Source organism: Limosilactobacillus caviae (assembly GCF_014635905.1).
Taxonomy (GTDB): Bacteria; Bacillota; Bacilli; order Lactobacillales; family Lactobacillaceae; genus Limosilactobacillus; species Limosilactobacillus caviae.
The window spans coordinates 234,735-249,616 of the sequence record NZ_BMDS01000002.1; the positions used below are offsets into that span (position 1 = coordinate 234,735).

Below are 14,882 nucleotides of genomic sequence, written 5' to 3' on the forward strand. Positions count from 1 at the left end.
CGTCTTGGAAATAATTATGATTAAAGTAGTGAACAAACAGGAGGAATTAATATGAGCAAAGAATTAGTGTTCGGACACCAAAAACCTGATACAGATGCGATTACTGCTGCAATGGCATTTTCATACTTCCAGAATCAATTAGGATATGAAACTGAAGCAGTTGCTCTTGGTGAACCGAATGATGAGACTAAGTTTGCATTAAAGACTTTCGGAATGAAAGCTCCACGAGTAATTGAAACGGCTGCAAACGAAGTAGACAAGGTAATGCTTGTTGACCATAATGAACCACAACAAAGTGTCAGTGATATTGATAAGGTTACTGTTACTCACTTGGTTGATCATCACCGAATTGCTGGTTTTGAAACTGCTCAACCACTTTGGGCAACAGTACGTCCTTACGGTTGTGTAAGTACTATTATTACTGAATTATTCCAAGAAAAGCACATTAATATTCCTGCTAACTTAGCTGGAATGATGCTTTCTGCAATTATTTCTGATACTTTACTTTTGAAGTCACCAACTACAACTGACCATGATCGTGAAGCAGTTAAATACCTAGCAAAAGTTGCTGGTGTTGAAGATTACGAAAAGTATGGTATTGAAATGCTTAAGGCAGGTACAAACCTTGGTGCCAAGTCTGATGCTGATATCGTTGACGGCGATGCTAAGACTTTTGAACTTGGCGGGAAGAAAGTTCGTATTGGCCAAGTTAATACTGTTGACTTAGATGACGTTTTTGCACGTCAGGCCGACTTAGAAAGTCAAATGCAAAGCTTAATGAATGATAATGGCTACGATTTATTCCTATTGATTGCCACTAACATTTTAAACAGTGACTCTGAATTGTTAGTAATTGGGGATCCTGCTGAAAAGGTTGAAACTGCTTTTGGCAAGAAACTAAACGAAAAGAATCGGATGAACTTACCAGGTGTTGTATCACGGAAGAAACAAGTTGTTCCTCCTTTGACAGATGCCTTTGAAGGTTAATATACAAATAAGAGATCGGGAAAACTTCTCGATCTTTTTTAATATCAATTGTGAGCTTTAAATTTAAAATTTTATTTTTGATTGGTTAAAATATAGGTATTGATTTCAAGAAATGAGGTTGAGATTAATGGATATTACATTTACTAATCAGGCAATTGAACGCTTACAACGTTATAACCCATCAGCCAAGAAGATGCTTCTCGATTTTGATGATGGGGTTGGTCCATTTTCTGCAGTTGGGAGTTGCAGCTTAGACGGCGGTTATCGATTAATCTTTGTCAAAAAAGACTTAGCTACCCCAGACTATGATAAAAAACTTACATCTAATTTGGGCGACGTTTTCATAAAAGAACATACGGCTGTTCAGTTTGACCAAGAGATGGAAGTAAGGTTTAATCCCCAATACTTTACGATGCCCCTTGTTAGCCCTAAGCGTGTTCTAACGAGTAATCTTGAAGTTTTAGATCTTAGTGATACAGAATTAAATTCTCAAATTAACAAGGCTCACGATTGCTAGTAATATCAGTAATTTAAGATTAGTTCAGAACGAAAAATTGTTCTGAGCTTTTTTGTTATTTTACTGAACATAAGAAAAAACGATAAGGATAAGACTTTAATCTATCCTTACCGTTTATTGCAGAACCTCTTTAAAGAATAATTCTAAAAATAAAAGTTATAATGATTGCAAGAATTCCAACAGCTGTTGCATAGGAAAAATGCTTACGGTGGCTTACTTTAATAAAAGCTTGTCTTCCCACGAGAATAGTAAATATGGCCCAGCAAAAAGTTGCGATGATTAAAATATACAATTTCCAACTGGTTGGCAGGTGATGATAGAAATCGCCATAGAATACCATCATTCCTATAAACATTACGAAGGCATAAGCATAATTGTCTCGGCGAAAATTAAAATTAAAGAGATAGGTAAAAATACAAAATAGTAGAATGCTAATAATATCATTTAAGACCATACACTTCACGCTCCCTTATACCCTTTATTATAGCTACTAGCAGGTTAAAGATAAAATATATAAGAAGTAATGTCGGATAATATGATATGATTATCTTGATAGACTTAGTGAAGGTGGTGCTAGCAGTGAAGAAAAAAGCTATGCGACAAGAGATAAAATTATTAACAGAAGAAAACCAACAATTACGCCAATATACCCTATTAGCATTCACGGGAATTATATTAAGTATGATGATAGGATTGGTACGACTAGTGCAAAAACATTAGCTTTTAGGGAAAATTATGAATTTAATATACGAAAAAGCTGCAATAGAAGATCTACCACGAATTGTTGAAATTTATAATCAAATTATCCCATCGCGAATAGCCACTGCGGACCTCAAGCCGGTAACTGTTGACGAACGTAAGAAATGGTTTGCGTCTTTTGACAAAAACCATCCAATATGGGTAATTAAAGATAAAAACGAGATCATTGGTTGGGTTGCGCTTGAACACTTTTATGGTCGGCCGGCTTATAACCATACCAGTGAAATTGCAATCTATCTTGATCAACATTTCCAAAAACAAGGAGTTGGGAAGAACACGTTGCGATTTGTTATTAACCAATTGCCTAATTTAAATATTGAAACAATTGTGGCATATATCTTTGGTCATAACCATCCTAGTTTAAATTTATTTAAATCATTTGGCTTCACTCAATGGGGGCTTTTACCACAGGTGGCAGAGCTTGATAATATTAAGCGTGATTTAGTGATTTTAGGACGACGGTTTAAATAATTACTGGATGACTAAAAATACTAACCACCGTGTTTGACCAACCTAGTTATTTTTAGGAAAGTACAAAATAAACGACCAGAATTAGCTGTTAGCCAATTTTGGTCGTTTGTTCTTATGCTTGATAATTTATAGTGTAGCTGTCTCGAAAATAATCTATTGTGCTTCTTTTTCTACTTCTTCTCTTGTTTTTACGTCATTAATATGCAATTCAAATTTAACTAAATTTAAGCCAGTCATCTTACTGATTGCACGCTCTACCTCGGAGCAAACAGCCTTAAAAATTTCTGGAGCACTTTTTCCGTATTCAATTGTTGCGTCCATTTTTAGCGCCACTTGTTTCTCACCAACATCAGCGCTGATTCCTTTAGTAGGATTACTACCAGAAGTTACCTTGTCTGCTAACTCACTAAACATATTTCCGTCAAGTGAAAGGATACCTGGTACTTTACTAGCGGTAATGCCAGCGATTTTCTCGATTACTTGGTCATCAAAAGTTAATTGCTCGTCGATCGTTTTAGTGTTTGTAGTTGTTGTCATGTTAATTCCTCCTCAGAATTAGTTGGCAAGTTTATCTAACATTTTAGTTGCAAGCTTATTCAATGAATAGCCTTTTGCATCAAGAAAATAGCCGATTCCACCTAGGATAGTTATAGCTACTAGAATTCCAATCATTGGGAGAAATCCCCATATGATCCAACTAACGCTAATAATTAGTCCTAAGATAACACCGATTGTAGCAAGTTTCATGGGGCACCTCCTTAGACAACGACAACTGATTTTTTATCCGTATATGGACTTAACTTAACATGTAATTTATTAAGATCAATGTCGAAATCTTGCTTAAGGTTCTCTTTAATCGTCTGAAGAAGTACAGTGTGAATTAATTTAGGATTGGTTCTGTTTGATAACATTCCATGGACTGTAACGTCTGCTTTACGATTATTTCGGTGCATTTTAAGTTTAATAACCGGGTTATAAAGATCATATTTAGCAATTGAAGTACCTAAGCTATGTTCAACTGCTTGCTGATCAATTTGTACCTTATTAGCACCTTCCTTAGCGATTACCATTTGTTTAGTTGTTGTTGGACGAAAAATAGCAACTGCCATTACGGTTAGGGCAACGATGATTAAGAACATCGCAACACCTGCTGAGAAACTTTGTCCAGTTGAACTATGAAGCCAATCGTTAACTGGGATAGTCCAAGCTTGGTCACGGTAAAACCATAATGACACTACAACAATTCCGACAATTATCTGAAGCAACATTGCAAATGAAATCCACCATTTTTTCCAGGCGGCCATTACAACCACATCCTTTCTATTAACATTTCCTTGCTATGAGGTAATCATAACATGGTAGAAAACGCTTTACCCTAATTAGTAAAACACTAAAGGTAATATTAAGGATGTGTTAACAGAATAGTCATAAACAAGAAAACCATCTTACAATAAGACGATTATTGCAAGATGGTTTTATGCTACTTATTTTGCCGTTCTTGAAGATTTGCTATTTCAGAATAGGCTGGGGAAAGCATTTCTTCTACTTGTTTGAAAAGGGGAGTGTAGCGCTGATATACCTTTACGGCTGCTGGATCTGGTTGATAGGAACTAACATTGCCGATTAATTGTTTAGGTATCTCAAGACTATCAATCATTCCAAGGCTTTTCATTCCCATAATCGCTGCCCCTAGACACCCAGATTCAAATGAGTCTGGAATATTAACCGGACAATTGAGAATGTCTGCTAACATTTGCCGCCAGACTTCAGAACGGGCGAATCCTCCGGTGGCAGTTACACTTGCTGGTTCACCGACAAGCGCACGGACAGCTTGGAAAACAGTTGCGATGTTCATGCTAATTCCTTCCATAACGGCCCGTAACATATCAGCACGTGTATGGATCTGTGACAAACCAAAGAAACTACCGCGAGCTTTTGCATTCCATAATGGAGCTCGTTCTCCTCCAAGAAATGGATGGAAGAGGAGACCGTGAGCTCCAGCGGGAACGCCTTCGATTACGTGATTAGCTAAAGTGTAGGGATCAACATTTTCATTTTTAACGGCACTACTATCAACCAAGTGCTCAACTGCCCACTGATATACATCGCCACCGTTGTTAAGGGGCCCGCCGACTACCCACTGGCCTTTACTAATTGCATAGCAGAACAAACGTCTTTCTGGGTCGATTACCGGATGATCTGTAACAACCCGCACGGCAGCTGAAGTACCGATAGTAATGGCAACTGTATTTTGTTTAGTCGCCCCGACACCAATATTTGAAAGAGCGCCATCGTATGCACCATAAACGAATGGCGTATCAGCTGGTATACCTAATTTTTCCTGTGCTTCTGGAACTAAACCATGTGCTTGGGTAATTCCGTCAACTATTTCTGGAAGCTGGTCTTTGGTAACGCCTGCTAGGGTAAGTGCTTGATCGTCCCACTGGCAAGTTTTAAGATTCATCAAGCCAGTACTGGAGGCGATTGACATATCTACTTTGAATTCGTTGAATAAGCGGTAGAAAAGATATGCTTTAATATCAGCAAAGTATGCTGTGCGGCTAAATAATTCTGGTTCATCTTTTTTTAGCCAGAGAAGTTTAGTCAGCGTTGACATTGGGTGAACGGGAGTCCCGGTCTTCATGTATAGCTGCTGGCCTTCAGTCATCATTTTAAGGTTATCAGCTGCTCGTTGGGCCCGACTATCAGCCCATGTGATTAGACGGGAAATAGGCTTTTTATTTTTATCTAATAAGAGGAGACTCTGGTTTGCACTTGAAATTGAAACCGCAAGTAATTTTCCTTTACTAAGATTAGCCTTAGCAGCGACATCATGGATAGCTTGTTCAGCTGCGTTGATTATTTCTTCAGGCTCTTGTTCAGCCATTCCAGCAGCATTACGATGAAGTTCGTATCCATAGTTAGCCTGGTCAATTACACGGGCATCCTGGTCGTATAATACGGCTTTTGTGCTCGAAGTTCCAATATCAACACCAATTAAATAGTTCATTTATTGTTCTCCTTTAAGTAAGTAATTTAATTCTCTTTGTAATATTATATGCTAAAGTGACTGGCGTGCAACGATTTCAACTGGTAAAAGAGTAGTTGAACTAACAGTACTTGCCCGGTTAATCTGTGTCAATAGTTTATTGGCTGCCAAATTACCCATTAACTCCATGTCCTGCTTTAATAAAAATATCCCATTTGCGACGTACTGCGACCATTCCCAGTCATCGAAGCTAACTAAACCGATGTCCTCTGGGAAAGAAAGGTTCAGTTCCTTGAAAATCGCTAATAAGTCGAATAATATCGGGCCCATTAATGAAACTACGGCTGTCTTTCCTTTAAGCTCATTTAACTGTTGCAGGAATGCTTTTGTAAGCCAATTACGATCATGTCCGCGAGTTTCAATATTATGGTAGCTAAGGCCGTTGTCAGCAGCAGCAACCTTTAACCCAGCAATTCGGGGGATTTGACCTGATGTTTCCGCAAAACGAGCACTAACAGTTAATATGTTTTGATAATTTTTTTGATAAAGAATTTTGCCGAGATTGTAGCAAGCATCACGATTCGCAGAAGTTACTTTACCAACAGTAGAAGGCTGATCGTCAACTTCACGGTCAACAATAACTAGTGGAATATCATGATGGATAGCAGAAGAAAATTGATTGAAGTATCGTGAGTTAGGCTGAACAATGATTCCATCAACCCTTTGCTGGTAAAGACGTTGGAGTGCCCGGCTTTCGTTCTCACGAGAATTATTCGTATTCATGAGTAAAATGTCGTAGCCTGCTTGCTGCAGAACGTCGTCAATCCCTTTGGCGAGTAAAGATGAAAAGGGGTTAGAGATATCACCAACGAGGATTCCGACAACATGACTATGATTTTGTCGGAGTAGGCGGGCAGAAGCAGTTGGAACAAAGTGAAGGTCATTAATCGCCTTTTCCACTCGTTTCCGTGTTGCCGGCCGCATTTTATCGTAATGGCCGTTAAGGATACGTGAAACGGTGGTAGCAGAAACGCCAGCTGCTTTAGCAACGTCGGCGATAGTAGTATGTTGCGTCATTTGTTTATTCATCATCCTTATTAGTTCTACTATTAAGAATACCAAACCATGCAAAAAGCGTCACTAGCTAATTCGCTAGGACGCTTGAATTATAGCTTAAACAAATAGTGAGATGGCATAAACTGCGCCTAATCCTGCAAGAGCTAAGACGGAGGTTAGGGTTGTCCATGAAAGCAATGTTTCTTTTAGCGAAAGGCCAAAGTACTCCTTGATCATCCAGAATCCGGCATCATTAACGTGACCGCAGAAGACAGAACCAGCACCGATAGATAGAACCATCAATGTTGCCATGACGGAATTGCCACCAAATTGATGCGCCATTGGAACGACAAGTCCGGCAGCAGTCATGGCCGCAACCGTTGATGAACCAAGTGACATTCGTAGTAGCGCGGTGATTAACCAGGCAGCTAGGATCGGCGAGATATTAGTTTGAGCGAATAGCCCAGAAATATACTTAGAAATTCCGCCATCAACAAGGACCTGTTTGAAGGCCCCGCCACCACCGATAATTAAAAGCATAACGGAAATTTGTTTAATTGAGTCGGCGAGAGAAGTTGAAATTTCTTCCATCTTCTTGTTGCGTCGTAAGCCCATGGTAAAAATTGCGAAAATTAATGAAAGGAGCATCGCAAGGTCAGGAGCACCAATAAATTGAATAAACTCGTTGACCGGGTTATTTTTAGGGAAAATAAATGAACAGATAGTAGCAACAGCAATTAAGATAACTGGCATCATGGCAGTTAAAACAGAAATACCAAATTTAGGTGTTTCTTCAAGCTTAAATTCTTTATATTCACCAAGAACGGAGATATCGATATTTTTCCGGTAAACACGCGGATATACTTTTTGTAATACCCAGTTATAAACAGGTCCTGCAATGATAATCGTTGGAATAGCAGCTAAAATACCGAGGAGCAAAACATGACCAAGGTTAGCACCAAGAATGTCGGTGATTGCTGTTGGTGCAGGGTGTGGGGGTAGGAAAGCGTGAGTAACGTTTAACGTGGCAGCCATTGGAATACCGAGGTACATTAATGGCATGTCAAGTTCACGCGCGATAATGAAAATAATTGGTAAAACGACAACCAGTCCGACTTCAAAGAATAATGCTAATCCGATAATGAAGGAAGCGAGGATAACGGCCAATTGAATCCAGCGCCGGCCAAATTTATTAATAAGGGTAGTTGCAATTCGGTATCCGCCACCAGCATCGGAAACTAATTTACCAAGCATTGAACCAAATCCAAAGATAATTGCAAGGTGTCCAAGCTGGCCGCCGATACCTGACTCAATTGTTTGGGGGATCTTTGTAAGTGGTAATCCAAGCAATAGACCAACGATGAAAGATGTGATTACTAAACCAACAAAAGTATTCATTTTGAGTTTAACAATCATAAAAATAAGAATAATAACTCCAATTAAAACGATAAGTAAAGGCATAGTAGGTAACCTCCTAGTGAGTGGATTGTTGTTGCAGTTTTGCAATTGTTGAGTAGGCTGGTGTTAATAGCCCTTCAACCTGTTGGAAAAGCGGTAAGTAGTTTTGATAAATATTAACCGCCTCTTGATTTGGCTGATATGAACTGATATCGCCAATAAATGTTTGAATAATTTCGTAGTTTTCAATCATTTCCAAACTTTTCATTGCCATCGTGACTGCACCGAGACAGCCGGATTCAAATGAGTTGGGAATGTTGACTGGACAATTTAAGACATCGGCTAACATTTGGCGCCAGACTTCCGCGCGGGCAAAGCCACCAGTTGCGGGTACGCTTGCGGGTTCACCAACAAGATCTCGTACAGCTTGGAAAACAGTTGCAATGTTCATACAGATACCTTCCATTACGGCCCGGAGCATATCAGCCCGTGTATGCATATGAGAAAGACCGAAGAAACTGCCACGGGCATTAGCATCCCATAACGGGGCACGTTCACCACCGAGGAATGGGTGGAAAAGCAATCCGTGTGCTCCAGCAGGTACGCCTTCAATAACTTGATTAGCGAGCGTATACGGATCAATATTTTCGTTCTTAACTGCACTTGCATCAACTAAGTGTTCGACAGCCCATTGATAGACATCGCCACCATTGTTAAGCGGACCACCGATTACCCACAATCCTTTATCTACGGCATAACAGAAGAGTCGTTGTTGGGGGTCGATTACAGGATGGTCAGTCACAACCCGAACTCCAGCTGAGGTCCCAATTGTAATTGCAACGGTATTTTGCTTAATTGCACCAACGCCCAAGTTAGATAAAGCGCCGTCAAATGCACCGTAAACAAATGGCGTATCAGCTGGAATACCCATTTTTGCTTGTGCTTCTGCCGTTAGCCCAATCGCTTGAGTTGTTCCGTTGACAATTTCTGGTAATTGGTTACGGTTCACCTTTGCAAGTTCTAGTGCCTGTTCATCCCAGTTACAAGTGTTGACGTTCATCATTCCCGTACACGAAGCGATGGAAACATCAACCTTAAATGTATTGAAAAACCGATAGAAGAGGTACGACTTGATATCTCCAAAATATGCTGCTTTTGCAATCTTGTCGGCTTGGGTTTTATTGAGCCACATGATTTTTGTTAATGGGGACATCGGGTGAATCGGTGTACCGGTTTTAGCATAGATTTGCTGCCCAGCAGGACTATGTTTTAACTCATTAGCGACATCACGTGCACGGGTATCAGCCCAGGTAATTACGCGAGAAAGAGGGGTGAAGTTCTTATCAAGCATGATTACGCTTTGATTAGCACTAGAAAATGATACCGCTAACAATTTTCCGTTTGTTAACTTTGCTTTTTCAGCAGCGTCATGAATAACTTTTTCCACTGCTTCAACAATTGCCGCCGGATCTTGCTCAGCCATTCCATTAGCATCGCGGTAAAGAGAATAACCTTGACTAAATTGATCTAAAACAGCTGCGTTTTGGTCGTATAAAACTGCTTTGGTAGAAGTAGTTCCAACATCGACACCGATAAAATAATTCATAGCAAATTCTCCCTCTATTTATTCTTTGAAAACGTTTTAGTTTATCGATACACCTAATAATATAATATTTTATGTAAGCGTTGTCAACACATTATTGAATATCAGTTTATCGATTTCCTAAAAAGCTAAATAAAAAGTAATTGCATATGCATATTAAGGTGTGATACTATTAGTTGCTTAATTTGTTATATTTTAGTTGTAAGCAATGATTTTACGGGGAGGGATTACAATGAAAATCCGAAAAGCAACAATGGCAGATTTAAATGTAGTAGTAGATATTTTACGTGATGGCCGTAACCAGTTGGCTGAACGAGGCGTTGATCAATGGCAGGGAGACTATCCTAACGTCACTCATGTAAGAGAAGATATTGAAAATGGCTATGCTTATCTCGTAAAGGCGGATGATGGACAAACGGTCGGTACACTAGCAATCGTTGAGGCACCGGATCATTTTTATGATAAGCTTAATGGGGAATGGCTAATTAATACTGAAAATTATGTTGTAATCCATCGTGTAGCAATTCATTCACGTCATGCGGGAAAAGGCTATGCGTCAAAATTATTTTTAAGTTTGATTGAATATCTAGAAACAGAACGTCCTGATATTAAGTCAATTCGTTTAAGCACAAATGAAAATAATGCCGCAATGCAACGAATCGCAATAAAAAGCGGTTTTAAAAAGGTGGGGACTTTACATGGGGCGTTCCGACCAAATGAACTTTCGTATGTTTACGAATTGTTAACTAAGGTACGGGTTGCTTAGGAGGAATACAGTGAAAAAGAAATATTGCCCTCAATGCGGAACACAACAGCCAGCTGATGCAAAATTCTGTTCAAAGTGTGGTTATGATTTCGGAAATCTTTTGTCGCGCCGATCACAACGAAGACAAGATAATAAGTGGCGCAAACGGATAATTTTAATTAGTATTATTGTCGTTATTTTAGTGATTAGCGGGGTGATTATTGGTCAACGCAACAATCATTATGCAAGTCATGATGTATCTGAAGCATCAAGTTCGATGACTAGCGGCAGCACTGACCAGGCAACTTCAGCAAGTGAGGATAACGAGACAAATACGCAATCACAACCGCAATCATCTGGTAACGCACTTTCACCTAATATTGGTCCTAAAGTGAGCGCGGCGGCAATTACTTATTACGCGGTAAAGACTAATACTCCTTGGCAAGATTTTTTAACTTTTGATAAAAATGAAGGGATAACAGTCCGTCTTTCAACTGACAGAGACTTGTTGGATAAGTTAACCGAAAAGGGACAGGGGATGGCTTACGAAGTTTTTGGCAATCACGATGCTGATGAAGATAGTGATCCTGAATTTGTTTATACAATTGATAAAGACGACGATATTAATATTTATTATTTATCTCATCGTAGCGATGCTGACAGTTACGATCCTGTTACGACCGTGTCCAGACAAGAGATTGTTGATTACTTAAACACCCATCATTATGCTAATGCAACCCAGCAACTAGGCGAAAAAGTTATTATTGAAAAATAAATGCCAAACACAGCCATGATTGACTGGATTTGACATTTACTGTTATTTTTGATTAATTTGTTTAGCATATTCACGAGCATTGTAAAGTTCATAGACTACCCATGTTTCGATAAGAGTGATAATACAGATAAGAACGGCTGTATACATATCTGGCAATACGAATAAGAGAAGCAAAAAGATCCACGAGATCCATGACCATTGCGTTTCAATAGTAATAATACGTTGAACTCGTTTAGTAGGCTCGATTCGACCTGATTGGTTAAAAATTGTACGAATTTGGTAAAAATAGCGAACTTCAAAAATGCTTTCGATAATAAAAATAACGGTTAAGATGATTAATAAAACATTCATCATAATAAGGACCCCTTATCCTTTAATTTACCTATAATTCTAGAACTATTGGAATGGGGAAGCAATTTAATCGCGTCAAAGAATAAAAAATAGGCTTTTATCAAACATTGATTGAATGATAAAAACCTATTTTTTCAATTCTACATATCAAGAAATTAGACATTCATTGTCTTGCCATATTCATTATTAATGGTGTCAACAACGTCCTTGGCATGCATATCGTCTTCAACAACTGTTTCACCATCACGAAGAGTGTACTTTACACTCTCGTCCAAGTTATCAAAGTCTACATCATTACCATCTGCATCCACAAAATTGAACTTCGAGTTTTGGAAGTTCTTAAGAGCATCTGCATTAATTTCCATGATTATGCTTCCTTTCGCCATTATAGTAACACCAAATTAGCAAAAGGTACAGGGGAGTGCTAAAAGAATTGAAAAATATTATGGGAAACGAACAGTAAGATTAGTTCAGTCGATAAAGAGCTGCACGTATACCCGTTTTTGATGCATGAAATACTTAATGAAACTAGTCGGAAATGGGAAATCTTTGACGAAATTTTGCGGTGGATTAATAAACATCGGTACTAATTAAAGTGAAAGAGCCATTGCTAACGTGATGACTCTTTTTTGCTGGCCATCTATAATAACGTTTAAGAAAAGAAAAATGTAAAAAGTTTATTTAATTTACACCTTTAACTAATGGTGTTCAGAACATATAATAAGAGGTAGGAAGAGAAGATTGTATCTTGATAGGAGGAAAACGAAATGTCTTTAATGCAAAATACCTCAGAAATTAATAAAACTGATAAGCAAGTTTACTTGGTTACTTTAATTCGGCGGAGTACAAATATGCCACAATATATTGATCATATGGTTTATGAAACTGCTGAAGGCGGCCAAAAGTTTATGGCACGTTTGGTTGAAGCATTTTCACGAGCTGGGTATCGGCAACAGAAGATCAGTGATGATAAGTATGATCTTGATAATGGGCTTGATAAAATCACATTGCGGGGTACTACTCAACCGATCTACAAGGATTAATAGAATAAATAACTTTTAATTAGAAAAAACTGATGCTGTATGAAAAATACAACACCAGCTTTTTTAGTCTTTGTTCTGCAATGACGGAATTTTAACGTCATCAGTATAATTTGGACTCCACCAACCATGCTGACTAATGTAGCCAGATGGTAAGCAGCACAGTACTATTTCAATTACGTCAAGGACAAATGATAGTGACACTAAGAAACTATTGTCACCACTACTTAAAACGATTGAAATTAGCCAAAAAGCTAAAACTGCCCACCCGGATAAGCCAGCATCACGGAAGCGGCGAACACTAATGGCGATTGATGGGAAAATATTGGCAATAGCAAAAATTCCAGTAAGAATCATCAACACCATTGCAAAACCGCCAGCGTTAGCATAACCATCTAATAGGTTAGTCACGGCGGAACCAACTGCCATTACAATTAGCAAGGTTAAGATTAAGAAAATAATGGTGGTGACAAGAACGGGCCACCAGAAGTCCGCCCGCGTTGACCGGGCCTTGTACTTGAAAGCGTTTTGCCAGTAGTACTTGTAAGCTTTAAACATAAAATCTACTCCTCCAAAATAATGTCGGACTTGATTATAACATAAAAAGACCAACCAACTAGTGCGCTGATTGATCTCTAATTTATTAAGATGCTAATTTTTATTGGGCAGTGTAGCCACCGTCAGCGACAAATTCAGAGCCGGTGCTAAAGCTTGATTCGTCAGAGGCAAGGTAGAGAGCAAGGTTAGCAATCTCAACTGGCTTTCCTAAGCGGCCCATTGGGTGCAGGCTGATAAGGTGTTCCTTAACCTTAGGATCAGTTTCCATTAAGTGTTCAACTAATGGGGTCACAACATAGCCGGGGTGGATTGAGTTGACCCGAATATCGTAGCCTTTTCGAGCACAGTCAAGGGCAGCAGACTTAGTCATGAGCCGGACACCACCTTTAGAAGCGTTGTAAGCAAAGAGGTCAGGATCACCAATTAGACCTTCAATTGATGAAAGGTTGATGATGGAGTTCTTTTCACCATTATCCTTCATCGCCTTAATACCGAGCTTAATACCCCACATGGTCCCAGTTAGGTTGATGCCGATGGTCTTGTCCCAGTTATCATCGTCCATTTGTTCAACGTCAGCGTAAACACCAATCCCAGCGTTGTTAACGATGATATTAACCTTGCCAAAGTGGTCAATGGTTTCCTTAATTACCTTTTCCCATTCAGCTTTCTTTGAGACATCTTGTTGAATGAAGAGGGCATTTTCACCAAGCTTGTTAGCCAGAGCTTCACCTTCCTCAGTGTGACGGGCAGTAATAACGACCTTAGCGCCTTCCTCAACAAAACGTTCGGCAATTGCTTCACCGATTCCCTTTGAACCACCGGTAACAATCGCAACCTTATTTTCTAAACGTCCCATGACATGCATCTCCTTGAAAATTTGTTATTTTGTTAACGGTTACATTATAACATTGTTTTATGAGATGAGTTGATAAAATTTAGTAAAAATAGGCAGATATTTTACTTATTTTAATTTAGGTTAGTTAGGCCATTTGTATAGCGTACGGTTACAATTAACAGCGCAATTTTCTAAATTATAATAGAATAATTTAGAGGAGAAATAAAAAACTGATATTAGCATAAAAAGTAATATTTTTATACCAACACCAGATATTGTAGCAACCTATTTTTAGTCTTTGCCCTGTAGTGACGGAATTTTAACGTCGTTTGTATAATTTGGACTCCACCAACCATGCTTGTTAATATAACCGGATGGCAAGCAGAGTAATACTAGCATGATGATTTCGAGGATGGCTAATAATGAATTAAGAATGCTGCTATTATTGCTTGAGAAAAGAATTGAGAGTAACCAGTAAACTAGTACTGTCCAACCAGTTAGACCGGTATCACGCAGGCGGCGGACACAAATTGCAATAGCAGGCAAGATATTAGCAACAGCAAATGCCGCAATGATAAATAATAAGAAAACAACAACAAAGCCACCGCTGTTATATCCATGCATGATTGCACTAACAGTTGTATAACCGGCAATTGCTAGTAAGAAATATAGAATAACTAAAATAATAAAATTAACTAATACAGGCCACCAAAAGTCAGCACGGGAAGAAACTGCACGATACTTAAAAGCGTTTTGCCAGTAATATTTGTAAGCTTCAAACATAATTAACTCCTCCTT

The 14,882-nt window shown here is 38.8% G+C and carries 18 protein-coding genes; 6 read left to right on the forward strand and 12 right to left on the reverse strand.

Annotation, left to right across the window (positions count from 1 at the left end):
* Positions 1 to 51 precede the first annotated feature (51 nt).
* The 3 genes from IEU90_RS03885 (at position 52) to IEU90_RS03895 (ending at position 2,734) form a co-directional block, all read left to right on the forward strand.
* Positions 52 to 987 carry a manganese-dependent inorganic pyrophosphatase gene (locus IEU90_RS03885; RefSeq protein ID WP_153709694.1) on the forward strand — a complete coding sequence of 312 codons (936 nt, stop codon included), beginning with the start codon at positions 52 to 54 and terminating at the stop codon, positions 985 to 987.
* A 127-nt stretch (positions 988 to 1,114) separates the two neighbouring features.
* A complete protein-coding gene (locus tag IEU90_RS03890; RefSeq protein ID WP_308738381.1) occupies positions 1,115 to 1,504 on the forward strand; it encodes an iron-sulfur cluster biosynthesis family protein in 390 nt (129 codons plus the stop codon).
* A 735-nt stretch (positions 1,505 to 2,239) separates the two neighbouring features.
* On the forward strand, positions 2,240 to 2,734 hold the full coding sequence (locus IEU90_RS03895; RefSeq protein WP_153709690.1) for a GNAT family N-acetyltransferase: 495 nt from the start codon (positions 2,240 to 2,242) through the stop codon (positions 2,732 to 2,734).
* A gap of 153 nt (positions 2,735 to 2,887) precedes the next feature.
* On the opposite strand, the gene IEU90_RS03900 is transcribed toward IEU90_RS03895, so the two are convergent.
* The 7 genes from IEU90_RS03900 to IEU90_RS03930 form a co-directional block, all read right to left on the reverse strand.
* Positions 2,888 to 3,271 carry an Asp23/Gls24 family envelope stress response protein gene (locus tag IEU90_RS03900; RefSeq protein ID WP_153709689.1) on the reverse strand — a complete coding sequence of 128 codons (384 nt, stop codon included), beginning with the start codon at positions 3,269 to 3,271 and terminating at the stop codon, positions 2,888 to 2,890.
* Between the two features lie 18 nt (positions 3,272 to 3,289).
* Entirely contained in the window at positions 3,290 to 3,481 is a 192-nt protein-coding gene (locus tag IEU90_RS03905) for a hypothetical protein (RefSeq protein WP_153709688.1), read from the reverse strand.
* 11 nt (positions 3,482 to 3,492) lie between these two features.
* On the reverse strand, positions 3,493 to 4,038 hold the full coding sequence (gene amaP / locus IEU90_RS03910) for an alkaline shock response membrane anchor protein AmaP (protein WP_153709687.1): 546 nt from the start codon (positions 4,036 to 4,038) through the stop codon (positions 3,493 to 3,495).
* Between the two features lie 176 nt (positions 4,039 to 4,214).
* Positions 4,215 to 5,744 (reverse strand): gluconokinase, encoded by a 1,530-nt coding sequence (locus tag IEU90_RS03915; RefSeq protein WP_188357756.1) that lies wholly within the window; start codon positions 5,742 to 5,744, stop codon positions 4,215 to 4,217.
* A 51-nt stretch (positions 5,745 to 5,795) separates the two neighbouring features.
* Entirely contained in the window at positions 5,796 to 6,815 is a 1,020-nt protein-coding gene (locus IEU90_RS03920; protein WP_188357757.1) for a LacI family DNA-binding transcriptional regulator, read from the reverse strand.
* Between the two features lie 81 nt (positions 6,816 to 6,896).
* On the reverse strand, positions 6,897 to 8,240 hold the full coding sequence (locus IEU90_RS03925; protein WP_153709684.1) for a gluconate:H+ symporter: 1,344 nt from the start codon (positions 8,238 to 8,240) through the stop codon (positions 6,897 to 6,899).
* A gap of 13 nt (positions 8,241 to 8,253) precedes the next feature.
* A complete protein-coding gene (locus IEU90_RS03930; RefSeq protein WP_188357758.1) occupies positions 8,254 to 9,783 on the reverse strand; it encodes a gluconokinase in 1,530 nt (509 codons plus the stop codon).
* 229 nt (positions 9,784 to 10,012) lie between these two features.
* Between IEU90_RS03930 and IEU90_RS03935 the strand changes: the two genes are divergently transcribed.
* Positions 10,013 to 10,546 carry a GNAT family N-acetyltransferase gene (locus IEU90_RS03935; protein WP_153709682.1) on the forward strand — a complete coding sequence of 178 codons (534 nt, stop codon included), beginning with the start codon at positions 10,013 to 10,015 and terminating at the stop codon, positions 10,544 to 10,546.
* Between the two features lie 10 nt (positions 10,547 to 10,556).
* Positions 10,557 to 11,300 (forward strand): zinc ribbon domain-containing protein, encoded by a 744-nt coding sequence (locus IEU90_RS03940; protein ID WP_188357759.1) that lies wholly within the window; start codon positions 10,557 to 10,559, stop codon positions 11,298 to 11,300.
* 42 nt (positions 11,301 to 11,342) lie between these two features.
* Here the strand turns inward: IEU90_RS03940 and IEU90_RS03945 are convergent, their stop codons facing one another.
* Both IEU90_RS03945 and IEU90_RS03950 read right to left on the reverse strand, forming a co-directional pair.
* On the reverse strand, positions 11,343 to 11,654 hold the full coding sequence (locus IEU90_RS03945; RefSeq protein ID WP_153709680.1) for a hypothetical protein: 312 nt from the start codon (positions 11,652 to 11,654) through the stop codon (positions 11,343 to 11,345).
* Positions 11,655 to 11,806: 152 nt separating this feature from the next.
* Positions 11,807 to 12,037 carry a hypothetical protein gene (locus IEU90_RS03950; protein WP_153709679.1) on the reverse strand — a complete coding sequence of 77 codons (231 nt, stop codon included), beginning with the start codon at positions 12,035 to 12,037 and terminating at the stop codon, positions 11,807 to 11,809.
* Between the two features lie 381 nt (positions 12,038 to 12,418).
* On the opposite strand from IEU90_RS03950, the gene IEU90_RS03955 reads away from it, so the two are divergent.
* Complete coding sequence (locus tag IEU90_RS03955) at positions 12,419 to 12,694, forward strand: hypothetical protein (RefSeq protein WP_153709678.1); 276 nt, start codon at positions 12,419 to 12,421, stop codon at positions 12,692 to 12,694.
* 63 nt (positions 12,695 to 12,757) lie between these two features.
* Here the strand turns inward: IEU90_RS03955 and IEU90_RS03960 are convergent, their stop codons facing one another.
* The 3 genes from IEU90_RS03960 to IEU90_RS03970 form a co-directional block, all read right to left on the reverse strand.
* Positions 12,758 to 13,249, reverse strand: coding sequence for a DUF805 domain-containing protein (locus IEU90_RS03960; RefSeq protein ID WP_153709677.1), 492 nt, complete (start codon positions 13,247 to 13,249; stop codon positions 12,758 to 12,760).
* A gap of 100 nt (positions 13,250 to 13,349) precedes the next feature.
* Complete coding sequence (locus IEU90_RS03965; RefSeq protein WP_153709676.1) at positions 13,350 to 14,105, reverse strand: glucose 1-dehydrogenase; 756 nt, start codon at positions 14,103 to 14,105, stop codon at positions 13,350 to 13,352.
* A gap of 270 nt (positions 14,106 to 14,375) precedes the next feature.
* A complete protein-coding gene (locus IEU90_RS03970) occupies positions 14,376 to 14,867 on the reverse strand; it encodes a DUF805 domain-containing protein (protein WP_153709675.1) in 492 nt (163 codons plus the stop codon).
* Between the last annotated feature and the right edge of the window lie 15 nt (positions 14,868 to 14,882).

Excerpts from the sequence above, each read along its gene's own strand:
- IEU90_RS03885 (WP_153709694.1), top strand. The coding sequence starts at position 52 with ATGAGCAAAGAATTAGTGTTCGGACACCAAAAACCTGATACAGATGCG.
- IEU90_RS03890 (WP_308738381.1), top strand. The coding sequence starts at position 1,115 with ATGGATATTACATTTACTAATCAGGCAATTGAACGCTTACAACGTTAT.
- IEU90_RS03895 (WP_153709690.1), top strand. The coding sequence starts at position 2,240 with ATGAATTTAATATACGAAAAAGCTGCAATAGAAGATCTACCACGAATT.
- IEU90_RS03900 (WP_153709689.1), bottom strand. The coding sequence starts at position 3,271 with ATGACAACAACTACAAACACTAAAACGATCGACGAGCAATTAACTTTT.
- IEU90_RS03905 (WP_153709688.1), bottom strand. The coding sequence starts at position 3,481 with ATGAAACTTGCTACAATCGGTGTTATCTTAGGACTAATTATTAGCGTT.
- amaP (WP_153709687.1), bottom strand. The coding sequence starts at position 4,038 with ATGGCCGCCTGGAAAAAATGGTGGATTTCATTTGCAATGTTGCTTCAG.
- IEU90_RS03915 (WP_188357756.1), bottom strand. The coding sequence starts at position 5,744 with ATGAACTATTTAATTGGTGTTGATATTGGAACTTCGAGCACAAAAGCC.
- IEU90_RS03920 (WP_188357757.1), bottom strand. The coding sequence starts at position 6,815 with ATGATGAATAAACAAATGACGCAACATACTACTATCGCCGACGTTGCT.
- IEU90_RS03925 (WP_153709684.1), bottom strand. The coding sequence starts at position 8,240 with ATGCCTTTACTTATCGTTTTAATTGGAGTTATTATTCTTATTTTTATG.
- IEU90_RS03930 (WP_188357758.1), bottom strand. The coding sequence starts at position 9,783 with ATGAATTATTTTATCGGTGTCGATGTTGGAACTACTTCTACCAAAGCA.
- IEU90_RS03935 (WP_153709682.1), top strand. The coding sequence starts at position 10,013 with ATGAAAATCCGAAAAGCAACAATGGCAGATTTAAATGTAGTAGTAGAT.
- IEU90_RS03945 (WP_153709680.1), bottom strand. The coding sequence starts at position 11,654 with ATGATGAATGTTTTATTAATCATCTTAACCGTTATTTTTATTATCGAA.
- IEU90_RS03950 (WP_153709679.1), bottom strand. The coding sequence starts at position 12,037 with ATGGCGAAAGGAAGCATAATCATGGAAATTAATGCAGATGCTCTTAAG.
- IEU90_RS03955 (WP_153709678.1), top strand. The coding sequence starts at position 12,419 with ATGTCTTTAATGCAAAATACCTCAGAAATTAATAAAACTGATAAGCAA.
- IEU90_RS03960 (WP_153709677.1), bottom strand. The coding sequence starts at position 13,249 with ATGTTTAAAGCTTACAAGTACTACTGGCAAAACGCTTTCAAGTACAAG.
- IEU90_RS03965 (WP_153709676.1), bottom strand. The coding sequence starts at position 14,105 with ATGGGACGTTTAGAAAATAAGGTTGCGATTGTTACCGGTGGTTCAAAG.
- IEU90_RS03970 (WP_153709675.1), bottom strand. The coding sequence starts at position 14,867 with ATGTTTGAAGCTTACAAATATTACTGGCAAAACGCTTTTAAGTATCGT.